Annotated in this window: 7 protein-coding genes; 3 read left to right on the forward strand and 4 right to left on the reverse strand. The window is 74.2% G+C overall.

Annotated elements, in window-relative coordinates; genetic code table 11:
- Nucleotides 1-372 precede the first annotated feature (372 nt).
- Nucleotides 373-939, reverse strand: a complete 567-nt coding sequence (locus ABTZ54_RS06120) for a MarR family winged helix-turn-helix transcriptional regulator (protein WP_351657786.1) — start codon at nt 937-939, stop codon at nt 373-375.
- Nucleotides 940-1081: 142 nt separating this feature from the next.
- On the opposite strand from ABTZ54_RS06120, the gene ABTZ54_RS06125 reads away from it, so the two are divergent.
- Nucleotides 1082-2359, forward strand: coding sequence for an MFS transporter (locus ABTZ54_RS06125; protein WP_351658553.1), 1278 nt, complete (start codon nt 1082-1084; stop codon nt 2357-2359).
- A gap of 9 nt (nt 2360-2368) precedes the next feature.
- Here the strand turns inward: ABTZ54_RS06125 and ABTZ54_RS06130 are convergent, their stop codons facing one another.
- Nucleotides 2369-4051, reverse strand: a complete 1683-nt coding sequence (locus tag ABTZ54_RS06130; protein ID WP_351657789.1) for an ATP-binding SpoIIE family protein phosphatase — start codon at nt 4049-4051, stop codon at nt 2369-2371.
- Nucleotides 4052-4157: 106 nt separating this feature from the next.
- Nucleotides 4158-5534 carry an NAD(P)/FAD-dependent oxidoreductase gene (locus ABTZ54_RS06135; RefSeq protein ID WP_351657792.1) on the reverse strand — a complete coding sequence of 459 codons (1377 nt, stop codon included), beginning with the start codon at nt 5532-5534 and terminating at the stop codon, nt 4158-4160.
- 353 nt (nt 5535-5887) lie between these two features.
- Between ABTZ54_RS06135 and ABTZ54_RS06140 the strand changes: the two genes are divergently transcribed.
- The gene (locus ABTZ54_RS06140) at nt 5888-6682 is read left to right on the forward strand and encodes a TetR/AcrR family transcriptional regulator (RefSeq protein WP_351657795.1); all 795 of its coding nucleotides are present in this window, start codon (nt 5888-5890) and stop codon (nt 6680-6682) included.
- 227 nt (nt 6683-6909) lie between these two features.
- Nucleotides 6910-8919 carry a sigma-70 family RNA polymerase sigma factor gene (locus tag ABTZ54_RS06145; RefSeq protein WP_351657799.1) on the forward strand — a complete coding sequence of 670 codons (2010 nt, stop codon included), beginning with the start codon at nt 6910-6912 and terminating at the stop codon, nt 8917-8919.
- Between the two features lie 3 nt (nt 8920-8922).
- On the opposite strand, the gene ABTZ54_RS06150 is transcribed toward ABTZ54_RS06145, so the two are convergent.
- Nucleotides 8923-12135 (reverse strand): ATP-binding protein, encoded by a 3213-nt coding sequence (locus tag ABTZ54_RS06150; RefSeq protein WP_351657801.1) that lies wholly within the window; start codon nt 12133-12135, stop codon nt 8923-8925.
- Between the last annotated feature and the right edge of the window lie 130 nt (nt 12136-12265).

The following is a 12265-nucleotide window of genomic DNA, read 5'->3' on the forward strand; positions in this document are numbered from 1 at the left end:
GAGTTCTCAAGGTGCGGACGCTTCCTTTGTACTTACCCTCTCGGGCTTTCCTCCGGGCGCTTCCTTCGTTCTTGCGTTTCCGACTCTATCAGATCCTTTCGGGCCTGATTCCCAGTCGGCGGGATTTTGTCTTTCCGGCTGTTGGGCCGTTCCGACGTCTCAAACTCTAGCGGATTTTCCCGGCGACTCATAATCGAGTCTTTCGAAATGAATTTCGGCATGCCGAAATTCGTCCCGGTTGGGAGATCGTGCGGAGTTGAGGTTGCCGCTTTCGCGGCGGGATGGCTGTCGTAGGAACCGTTCGGCTCCGTGACAACTCGGAGAACACTACGCGTCCCCCAGGGGCGTGTCAACCCTCCCCCGGGGAGCCCCTCAGTCGAGGTCCGTGAGCCGCCCGCCGGCGTCCGGCTGGGTCAGCTCCACGCGGCGGAGCAGGCGGATCAGCATCTCGCCCAGGGCGCCGCGCTCCTCGGCCGACAGGTCCTGGAGGAGCTCCTCCTCGAAGTCCGTCGCCATCCGCATCGCCTCCAGCCACTTCTGGCGGCCCTCGTCGGTGAGCTCGACGATCACGCGCACCCGGTTGCTCTCGTCGCGGTCGCGGGTGACCAGGCCCTCGCCCGCCATGCGGTCGATGCGGTGGGTCATCGCGGCCGGGGTGAGCCCGAGGCGCTTGGCGAGCTCGCCGGGGCCGAGTCGGTACGGGGCGCCGGAGAGCACGAGGGTCTTGAGGACCTCCCACTCCGCGTTGCTGATGCCGAGGTCGGCGACCTGGCGGCCGTACGCCACGTTCATCCGGCGGTTCAGCCGGCCCAGGGCGGAGACCACCTTCTCGACCTGGGGGTCGAGGTCGCGGAACTCGCGCTGGTAGGCGGCGATCTGCTCGTCGAGGGTCGGCTCCTGCGGCGGCTGCGGGCCGGACTGCTCGGGGGTGTCGGACATGCGGCGAGTATCCCACGCGAGCCGTTGGCGTTGAAGTCCTTCTATGTGTATTGTTAAGGATCTAATTTTAGTGTTGAAGTCTTCAGGGTTCAGAGCTTCAGGCCTGAACCCGTGACCGAAGTGGGTGAGCGTGACCAAGGCGATGGGCGCGGCGATGCGCCGGATTCAGGCAGGAAGCGCGCTGAGCGCGTTCGGACTCGGCTTCACCGTGCCGTACCTCTATGTGTACGTCGCTCAGGTGCGGGATCTGGGCGCGACCACGGCGGGTGTCGTGCTGGCCGTCTTCGCCATGGCCGCCCTCGTGGTCCTCCCCTTCAGCGGGCGCGCGATCGACCGGCGCGGGCCCGTGCCCGTCCTCCTCGTGGCCTCCGGGCTCGCGGCGGTCGGCGCGCTCGGGATGGGGCTCGCCGCCTCCGTGCCGGCCGCCGTGGGCGCCGCCGCGCTGCTCGGAGCCGGTACGGCCGTGATGCAGCCGGCGCTCGCGACGATGATCGTCTGGTGCTCGACGCCGGAGACCCGTACCCGCTCCTTCGCGATGCAGTTCTTCCTGCAGAACCTGGGCCTGGGCGTCGGTGGTCTGATCGGCGGCCAGCTGGTCGACGTGAGCCGCCCGAACAGCTTCCTGCTGCTGTTCTCCATCGAGTCCGTGATGTTCCTGGTGCTCGGCGCCATCGCGCTGACCGTCCGGATGCCTGGTTCGGCCACGCTCCAGGGCTCGCGGCCCGCGGCCGAGAAGGGCGGCGGGATCCGGGCGCTGCTCCAGCACAAGGCGATGGTGCAGCTGTGCGTGCTGGGCTTCGTGCTCTTCTTCGCCTGCTACGGACAGTTCGAGTCGGGGCTCGCGGCCTACGGCACCGAGGCCGCCGGCATCGCGCCGTCGACGCTGGGCATCGCGCTGGCCGCCAACACGGCCGTCATCGTGGCCGCCCAGTTCCTGGTGCTGAAGTTCGTCGAGCGCCGCAAGCGGACCCGGGTCATCGCGGCGGTCGGTCTGATCTGGACCGTGGCGTGGCTGTTCGCCGGGTACGCGGGCCTGGGCCACGGCAGCCAGGCGATGGCGACGGCGGCGTTCATCTCCACGTACGCCCTGTTCGGTCTCGGTGAGGCGATGCTGTCGCCGACCGTGGCGCCGCTCGTGGCCGATCTGGCGCCGGAGTCGATGGTCGGCACGTACAACTCGGCCTTCGCCCTGGTGAAGCAGCTCGCGCTGGCGGTCGGTCCGGCCGTGGGCGGGCCCATGGGGGCCGCGCTGCACGGGCCGTACATCGTGACCTTCGTGCTGTTCTCGCTCGGGATCACGTTCCTCGCGGTCCGGATGGGCAAGCAGCTCACCCCGGTGCAGAACCAGCCGTCGCTGGCGGCGAAGCCCTCGCGGGTGGTGGCTCAGCACCAGCCCGCGAAGGAGACCGCGTCCGTCTGACCCTCCTCTTTATGAGGGCGGGTCGGGCAGGGCGAACTCGCACCACACCGCTTTACCGCCGCCGGGGGTCCGGCGGCTCCCCCAGGACGAGGCGATCGTCGCGACGATGGAAATCCCGCGACCCGCCTCGTCCTCCGTTTCCGCCCTGCGGCGGCGCGGCAGGTGGTCGTCGCCGTCGGTCACCTCGATGATCAGGCGCCGGTCGGTACGGCGCAGCCGCAGGCGCATGGGCGGGGTGCCGTGCTGGAGGGAGTTCGCGACCAGCTCGCTGGTGGCGAGGACGCCGAGGTCGCACAGCTCCACGGGGAAGCGCCAGCTGGCGAGCACGCCGGAGGCGAAGGCCCGCGCGCGCGGCGCGGCCTCCACGCCGCCGAGCAGCTCCAGGGCCGCGTTGTGGAAGAGCTCGGCGTCCGAGCCCCGGCGCGCGGGGTGCTGGACGACGAGGACGGCGACATCGTCGTCGTGCTCGGCGGTGACGCCGAGGGAGCGGAGCAGCCGGTCGCAGACGACCTGCGGGGTGCCGGTGGCGCCGGAGAGGGCGCGCTCCAGGGCGGCGACGCCCTCGTCGATGTCCTCGCGGCGCCGTTCGACCAGGCCGTCGGTGTAGAGGACGGCGCTGGAGCCGGGCGGCAGGGCGATGCTGCCGGAGGTGTGGAGCCAGCCGCCGGTGCCGAGCGGGGGTCCGGTGGGGTCCTCGGCGCGGCGGACGGTGCCGTCCTCGTCGCGGACGAGGATCGGGAGGTGGCCGGCGGAGGCGTAGACCAGCCGGCCCTCGTTGGGGTCGTGGACGGCGTAGACGCAGGTGGCGATCTGGCTGGCGTCGATCTCGGCGGCGAGGCCGTCGAGCAGCTGGAGCACCTCGTGCGGGGGCAGGTCGAGGCGGGCGTAGGCGCGGACGGCGGTGCGCAGCTGGCCCATGACGGCGGCGGCGCGGACGCCGCGGCCCATGACGTCGCCGATGACGAGGGCGGTGCGGCCCGCGCCGAGGGTGATGACGTCGTACCAGTCGCCGCCCACGGCGGCGTCGGCTACGCCTGGCTGGTAGGTGGCGGCGATGCGGAGGTCGTCGGGCTGCTCCAGCTCCTGCGGGAGCAGGGAGCGCTGGAGGGTGACGGCGGTCTCGCGGTGGCGGCGCTCGCTGGCGCGGAGCCGCTCGGCGGCCTCGGCGTGGTCGGTGACGTCGGCCGCGTGGACGAGGACGCCGCCCTCGGGGAGCCGGGCGCTTTCGACGGGCAGGCAGGTGACGGTGTAGCTGCCGCCGTCGTGGGTGCGGCGGGACTTGACCGTGCGGGGCTTGCCGCTGCGCAGGACCTGGTCCATGAGGGGGAGCAGGCCGAGCTCCTCCGCCTCGGGGCAGGTGTCGGCGACGGTGGCCCCGGCGGCGCGGGGGCCGAAGGCGGCGGCGTACGCGTCGTTGACGTACGCGATGCGGTGCTCCGGGCCGTACACGAGCGCGACGAGGCCGGGGAGGCGGCCGACGATCTCCCGCACGGTGAAGTCCTCGAGGGCGGGGACCTCGGCGGTGCCGGCGGCGGGCTCGGCGGGGGCGGCCGCGTCGGCGGCGCCGCCGGTCGCGGGTTGCTCCATCTGCGGCCCGTACTCACCGCGGGCCGCGGGCACGGAGCCTTCGGTCCCCCGCGCCGCGCGGCGCTGCGTTCCGGGGAGCCGGGCGCTCCAACGGGTGAAGTTCACGGATCTGTATGCCTCGTGGTGTCGTTGCCGTGCAGAGTCACTCTGTGCAGGTGTGAGCCCACCTATGGTCACACGTCCAGTGTGGACGAGTGCACTGACAGTGATGTCAGCCCGAGGGCTCGTCCTCGCCGGACGGCTTGGGCGCGGGTGGGGGTGTGGCGGCGAGTTCGAATTCGGCCCGCGGATGTTCGAGCGAGCCGAGGGAGACGATCTCGCGTTTGAAGAGGCCGGAGAGGGTCCATTCGGCCAGGACGCGGGCCTTGCGGTTGAACGTGGGGACCCGGCTGAGGTGGTAGGCGCGGTGCATGAACCAGGCCGGGTAGCCCTTGAGCTTGCGGCCGTAGACGTGGGCGACTCCTTTGTGGAGCCCGAGCGAGGCTACGGAGCCGGCGTACTTGTGTGCGTATTCCTTGAGCGGTTCGCCGCGCAGCGAGGCGGCGATGTTCTCGGCGAGCACCTTCGTCTGGCGGACGGCGTGCTGGGCGTTGGGGGCGCAGTCGAGGCCGGGTTCGCCGGCGGTGAGGTCGGGGACGGCGGCGGCGTCGCCCGCGGCCCAGGCGTGTTCGACGCCTTCGACGGTGAGCCGGGCGGTGCAGCGCAGCCGCCCGCGCTCGGTGCGGGGCAGGTCGGTGGCGGCGACGAGCGGCGCGGGTTTGACGCCGGCCGTCCACACGACCGTACGGGTGGGCAGGCGGGTGCCGTCGCTGAGGACGGCGACGCGGTCCACGCAGGAGTCCAGGCGGGTGCCGAGGCGCACGTCGATGTTGCGGGCGCGCAGCTCGCGGACGGCATAGCGGCCCATCTCCTCGCCGACCTCGGGGAGGATCCGGTCGGAGGCCTCGACGAGCACCCAGCGCAGGTCCGCGGGCTTGATGTTGTGGTAGTACCGCGCGGTGTAGCGGGCCATGTCCTCCAGCTCGGCGAGGGCCTCGACGCCCGCGTAGCCGCCGCCGACGAAGACGAAGGTGAGGGCGGCGTCACGGATCGCGGGGTCGCGGGTGGAGGAGGCGATGTCCATCTGCTCGATGACGTGGTTGCGCAGGCCGATGGCCTCCTCGACGGTCTTGAAGCCGATGCCGTGGTCGGCGAGGCCGGGGACCGGGAGGGTGCGGGAGACGGAGCCGGGGGCGATGACCAGCTCGTCGTAGCCGAGTTGCACGTTCCCCGCGCCCTCCTCGTCGGTGGCGAGGGTGGACAGAGTCGCCGTGCGCTTGGCGTGGTCGACCGAGTGGACCTCGCCGATGATGATCCGGCAGCGGTCCAGGACCCGGCGGAGCGGGACGACGACATGGCGCGGGGAGATGGAGCCCGCGGCGGCCTCGGGGAGGAACGGCTGGTAGGTCATGTACGGCTCGGGCGTGACCACGACGATCTCGGCCGTGCGGCTTCTCAGCTCGGCCTTGAGCTGCCGCTGGAGGCGCAGCGCGGTGTACATCCCGACGTAGCCACCGCCGACAACGAGAATGCGCACAGGTTCGGTCACTGTCCCATGACGCACCGCCGTCCGGGGTTTGTCCACAGGCCCGGCAAATTGTGTGACCGGAGCGGGGCGGAGGCGTGGGGTGGCGAAAGGGCCGTGCCGGTGGCGAACTCCGCAGGTCAGAGTGGGGACGGCCGGTGGGCCGGAGGGTCGGAATCGGGAGGGTTCCCCTCCTTGCTCCGATCGGGGGGCGCACCGTACGGAACTGCCCCTTCTGAATTGACCCGGACTCAACTATGTTCGTACCTCGTCGGAGTGTCGGATCGTCGCGCGTGGACCACGAGCGCGGCGCGGACGGAGCTCCGTGTCAGGGCGGGGAGTCTCCGGGGGGAGACATCATGAGCGGGGGAACGCTTATGCAGATTCAGGATTCGTATGGGCAGGTCCGTGCGGCGCAGAGCGCGTCCAACGGGCGGTCGGCCCCGCTGCGCGTGGACGCGCAGCGCAATCTGGAGCACGTGCTGCGTGCCGCGCGCGAGGTCTTCGGCGAGCTCGGCTACGGGGCTCCGATGGAGGACGTGGCGCGCCGCGCCCGGGTCGGTGTCGGCACGGTCTACCGGCGCTTCCCGAGCAAGGACGTGCTGGTCCGGCGGATAGCCGAGGAGGAGACCGCGCGGCTCACCGAGCAGGCGCGGACCGCCCTCGGCCAGGAGGACGAGCCGTGGTCGGCGCTCTCCCGCTTCCTGCGCACCTCGGTTGCCTCGGGCGCCGGTCGGCTGCTGCCGCCGCAGGTGCTGCGGGTCGGCGTGGACGACGTGCTGCTCCCGGTGGGCGCGCCGGAGGACGCGGCGCGGGTTCCGCAGCAGCGGGTCTCCGTCGCGCCGGGCGCCGCGGGCACTCCTGGCGTGAACGGCGTCAACGGGGTGAACGGCGTCAATGGGTACGGGGACCTCGGCGAGCAGCGGCCGCCCGCGCCGCGCGCGGTGTCGGCGGTCGAGCAGGACGACACGGGGGCCGCAGAGCTCCTGGAGGTCGTGGGCCGGCTGGTGGGCCGGGCGCGTGAGGCGGGCGAACTGCGGCCGGACGTGACGGTGTCCGACGTGCTGCTGGTCATAGCGACCGCGGCGCCCGCGCTGCCGGACGCTGCGCAGCAGGCGGCCGCTTCGTCGCGGCTCCTCGACATCCTCCTGGAGGGTCTGCGCTCGCGGTAGGCACACGGTCCGGGAGGCGCGGAGCGCGCTCCCTGGTCGAACACCGGGGTGACGGGTCGGTGGTCCGGGTGGCCGCCGATCCTCACGCGAACGGATGAGCGGTTACGCCCGGAGACGGGAAGTCGCCCCGGACGAGTGGTAAGTGGACGTGGGGGTTCGGCATGCCCTCGCTCTGTGGCAGGCTTGACGGGTGTTCGGGTCCGAGCGTGCTTACGGGGGCTTCCGCGATGAGCGGTGACAGTCGGGACGAGATGCCGGGCGCCGGTGGCACCACGGAGACCGGAGGCCCGCCCTCCGCTCAGGTGCCCAGCCAGGGTGGACCGATCGGCTCCTCGGCCGACGCGGGCGGCGGATCCGCCGCCGCGCCCGCCGCCGAGCCGAGCGTGCCGCAGCAGCGCGAGGGCGGGCTCCCCGCCGGGACGGCGGCGCGACTCCCGGCCGACGAGCCCGACACCGTACTGCCGCCGCACGATCTGCCGCCCGCCGACGCCGAACTCGTCCAGCTGATGCGGGACGGCGACGACAGCGCGTACGAGGAGCTGTTCCGCCGCCACTCCGACGCCGTCCGCCGCTACGCCAGGACCTGCTGCCGGGACGCGCACACCGCCGACGACCTCACCGCCGAGGTCTTCGCCCGCACCCTCCAGGCGGTGCGCGGCGGGGCCGGGCCCGAACAGGCCGTGCGGGCCTATCTGCTGACCACCGTCCGCCGGGTCGCGGCGGGCTGGACGAAGACGCAGAAGCGCGAGCATCTGGTCGAGGACTTCGCGGTGTTCGCCGCCGAGGCCTCCCGCGGCTCCGAGGTCTCCGACCAGGACACCGTCGACCTCGGCGCCGACGTCCTGGCCATGCACGAGGCCGAACAGTCCATGGCCATGCAGGCGTTCCGGTCGCTGCCGGAGCGCTGGCAGGCGGTGCTGTGGCACACCACGGTCGAGGAGGAGTCGCCCAGCGAGGTGGCCCCGCTCTTCGGCCTGACCGCCAACGCGACCGCCGTGCTCGCCAGCCGGGCCCGCGAGGGGCTCAAGCAGGCCTATCTCCAGGCGCACGTCAGCCAGTCGCTCACCGCGGGCGGCGACTGCGCCCGCTATGCCGACCGGCTCGGCGCGTTCGCGCGCGGCGGCCTGCGGATGCGGGCCGAGCGGGGGCTGCGCAAGCACCTCGACGAGTGCGCCAAGTGCCGGCTGGCCGCCGGTGAGCTGGCGCATGTGAACGCCGGCATCCCCGCGATCCTGCCGATCGCCGTCATCGGCTGGTTCGCCGCCGGGTACTCGCTCAAGGCCGCCGGTGTCGTCGCCGGCGGCGTGGCCGGCGCGGGCGCGGCGGGCGCCGCCGCGGCGGCCACCGGCACGGGCGCGGGCGCGGGCGCGGGGGCCGCCACAGGCTCGGCCTCGTCCGCGGCCGCCGCCGAGGGCCTCGGCATCCCCGCGAAGGCGGGCATCGCCGCGGTCGCCGCCGTCGCCGCGACCGCCGGGCTCGTCTGGGCGCTGACCGGGGCCGAGCCGGAGCCCACCGCCCTGCCCGCGGCCACGCCGTCGGTCGTCGCCCCCGTCGTGCCGCCGCCGCCCGCGCCGAAGCCGACGCCGACGCCCCCGCGCGCCCAGGCGCCCGCGCCCTCCCTCGCTCCGAAGCCCACGCCCACCCCGACGCCGAAGCCGACCCCGTCGAAGACGGCGAAGCCGAGCCCCCGGCCCACGCCCACCCCCACGCCGCCGCCCAAGCCGACGCCGACGCCCCGCCCCACCCCGTCGAAGACCACGGCGAAGCCGACACCGACTCCCACGCCCGCCCCGCCGGCCGTCTACCAGATCAACCGGCTGGAGTACGGGATCTTCGGCGACGGCACCAAGCCGGAGGTCAGCCTGAGCGAGAGCAGCTGGATGTGGCAGCGCTCCCGCCTGTCCATGGACGGCACCCGTTACGCGCACGGCGTCAGCGTGCACGCCCCGTCCTCGCTGCTGATCGACCTCAACCGGCAGTGCACCGGCTACGACGCGGTCGTCGGCATCGACGACCTCACGTTCCCGATGAAGAAGGTCGGCGGCGTCCGCTTCTCGGTGTACGGCGACGGCGAACGGCTGTGGCGCTCCGAGGTGATCCGCCCCGGCGACGCCCCGGTGCCGGTGCACGTGGGCATCTCCGGCCGCCGCCAGATCCGGCTGGTGGTCGAGGAGCACACCCCGTTCGGCCGGGCGTCGGTCGCGGACTGGGCGCAGTCGCAGATCACCTGCTCCTGAGCGTCAGCGGGCGCCCGTGCCGGGCGTCCCGTACGGCTCCACGAGGGTCAGGACCTCGTCGATCCCGAGGCCCCGGCCCGCCGCGCGGGCGGCCGTCGCGGCGCTCTCGCCGAGCTCGGCGCGGGCCCGGTCCATGACGGCCTCCGTCTCGCGCAGCTCGGCCCGCCCGCGCGGGGTCTGGGTCCGCCACCCGTCGCAGGCGCCCACGACCCGTACCGCCGCGGCCGGTTCGCCGGCCAGCGCGAGGGCCGTGGCCAGTCCCTCGGCGAGGCCGGCCGTGATGAACTCCGAGCACTGCGCGTCCCGGGCGGCGCGCAGCGCCTCGGCCGCCGAGCCGACGGCGGCGGTGCCGCCGCCCTCGTACGCCTCGATGCGGGCGGCGAGACCGGACACCACGGCCAGGAAGTGCGGCGGCGGGCTACCCACGGCGACCATGGCCCCGGCCTCCTCGACATGGCGGCGGGCGGTCGGCACGTCCCCGTCGTACAGGGCTATGGAGGCGCGCAGGAAACCGACGTAGGTCCGGGTGTCGCCGGTGCCCAGGCGCTCGGCCTCGGCCTCCGCCGCGTCCAGGCCCCGCAGGGCGCCCGGCGAGTCGCCCTCGCGGAAGTCGAGCTCGGCGATCCGGGCGAGCAGGAACGGCGCCTCGGCGTGCGCGCCGACCTCGCGCGCCAGGGCCAGCCCCTCCAGATAGGCCTCGCGGGCCTGCGCGTACCGGCCCCGCATGAGGCTGGCCTCGCCGGCGGCGCTGGCGACCTGGGCGCGCATCCAGCGGTCGCCGACCGCGCGGGAGAGCTCGTGCAGCTCGGCGAGGTCCTCGTCGACGCCCGTCATGCCGCCGGGCATGTCGACGGCCATGTGGGCGCGGAACATCAGGCTGACGCCGGTCTCCCACGGCCCGCCGTGGCGCCGGGTGTTGGCGACGACGACGTCCAGCAGGGCGCGGACGTCGACGGGCTGTTCGGTCAGATAGGCCGTGAACGGCCAGAGCAGTCCGGGGAAACGGGCGGACTCGGGCCCGGGGTCGGTGGAGAAGGCGGCCCGCACCCGGGTGACGATCGCCGCGGTCTCCGGGTCGTCCCGGTAGCTGTCGAGGGTCTGGCTCTCCACGCCGAGGAAGAAGTGCAGCATCCGCAGATGCATCCGGGGCCAGAAGCGCGGGTCCGCGCGCTCCTGCGGGTCCTCGCCGAGGGCGAGCGCCCGCTCCACCCAGCCGAGGCCCTCGGGGCGGTAGTTCCGCAGCCACCAGAACCAGCCCATGGCGAAGACCAGCCGGTGGGCGGCGGCCTCGTCGGGGGAGGTGACGGCGGTGCGGTGGAGGGCGGCGCGGATGTTGTCGAGGTCCCGCTCGATCCGGGCGATCCAGGGCAGCTGCTCCCCCGACCGCAGCAGCGGCTCGGCCGTCTCGGCGAGGGCCGTGAAGTGGGCGGTGTGCGCGGCCTCGGCGGCGGCGAGCGGCTCCGGGGTCTCGGCGGCGCGCTCGACCGCGTACTCGTGGATGGTCTCCAGGAAGCGGTAGCGCATCTCGCCGTCGTCCGTGGGGGTGGCGACGACGAGCGACTTCTCGACGAGGGCGCCGAGGACGGAGAGGGTGTCGGCGGAGGGGTCGGGGTCCAGGGCCTCGGCGGCGGCCAGGTCCCAGCCGCCGGCGAAGACGGAGGCCCGGCGCAGCAGGGCGCGCTCCTGCTCGTCGAGGAGCTCCCAGGACCAGTCGACGACGGCCCGGAGGGTCTGCTGGCGCGGCAGCACGGTGCGGGAGCCGGAGGTGAGGAGAAGAAAGCGGTCGTCGAGGCGGTCGGCGATCTGGCGCGGGGTGAGCAGCCGCAGCCGGGCGGCGGCGAGCTCGATGGCGAGGGGGAGGCCGTCGAGGCGGCGGCAGATCTCGTCGACGGCGGCGAGATCGTCCGCCACGCGGAAGGCGGGCCGCACCGCGCGGGCGCGTTCGGCGAAGAGCCGGTGGGCCGGGTGCTGCGGGAGGGGCTCGACGGGGCGGACCGACTCGCCGGGGACGCCGAGGGGTTCGCGGCTGGTGGCGAGGATGCGTAGCCGGGGGCAGTGGGTGAGGAGGGTCTCGGCGAGGGCGGCGGCCGCGCCGATGACGTGCTCGCAGTTGTCGAGGACGAGGAGGAGCGGGCGGTGGGCCAGGTGCTCGACGAGCTGGGCGGTGGGGTCGTCCTGGACGGGCTGGCCGTCGCGGGCCATCAGCTTGGTCTCGCGCAGGCGCAGGGCGGAGAGGACGGCGCCCGGCACGGCCCCTGGGTCGTCGAGCGGGGCCAGCTCGGCGCTCCACGCGGCGGGGCCGACGGCCTGGCGGGCGGCCTCCTCGGCGAGCCGGGTCTTCCCGGAGCCGCCGGGTCCGGTGAGGGTGACGAGCCGGGAGCGGTCGAGGTCCTCGCGGAGGGCGGCCAGGTCGGGCTCGCGGCCGACGAAGGAGGTGAGCCGGGGGCGGATGTTGCCGGGCTCGGCGGCCGGGGCCGCGGGCGGGCGGGGGGCCGGGGGGCCTTCCCCGGCGAGGAGTTCGGCGTGCAGGGCGGTGAGCTCGGGGCCCGGGTCGGCGCCGAGCCCGTCCGCGAGGGTGCGGCGGGCGTCCTCGTACGCGGCGAGGGCGTCGGCCGGGCGGCCCTCGGCGCGCAGGGCGCGGATGAGCTGGGCGTGGAAGGTCTCGTCGTAGGGGTACGCGGCGGTGAGCTCGGTCAGCTCCGGGACGAGGCCCGTGGTGGCGCCGCGCCGCAGATCGGCCTCGACGCGCTGCCGGAGCGCGGCGAGCCGCTGTGCCTCGGGGCGCACGCCCGCCTGCTCGGGGAGGTCGGCGAGGGCGGGCCCCCGGAAGAGGGCGAGGGCGGTGCGCAGGAGTGCGGCGGCGGATCCGGCGTCCCCCGCGCCGAGCCGGGCGGCGGCGTCCCGCACGTACCGCTCGAAGACGTACAGGTCGATGTCCTCGGGCCCGGCGACGAGCCGGTACCCGCCCGGCACCGAGGCGACGGCGTCCTTCCCGAGGACCCGCCGCAGCCGCCCGACGAGCGCCTGGAGCGCGGCGGGCGCGTCGTGCGGCGGCTCGTCCCCGTACACGTCGTCGACGAGCTCCCCGACGGACACCGCCCGCCCACCCCGCAACGCGAGCGCGGCGAGCAGCGCCCGCAGCCGGGCCCCGCCGAGGGGGAGCGGGGTGCCGTGGGCGTCGAGAGCGTCGGTGGTGCCGAGGATGAGATACCGCACCGGAACATTGTCACGGCTGGGGGTGGCGGACGCCTCGGGGTTTACCCGGAGAGGGGCGCGCGGGGGGGCGCCCGCCGGCAGGTGGGTCGGGGGCGGGGGGGCCGGGACGCCGGGACGCCCGCTATGAGGC

This window comes from Streptomyces sp. NPDC094032 (assembly GCF_040303965.1).
Taxonomy (GTDB): Bacteria; Actinomycetota; Actinomycetes; order Streptomycetales; family Streptomycetaceae; genus Streptomyces.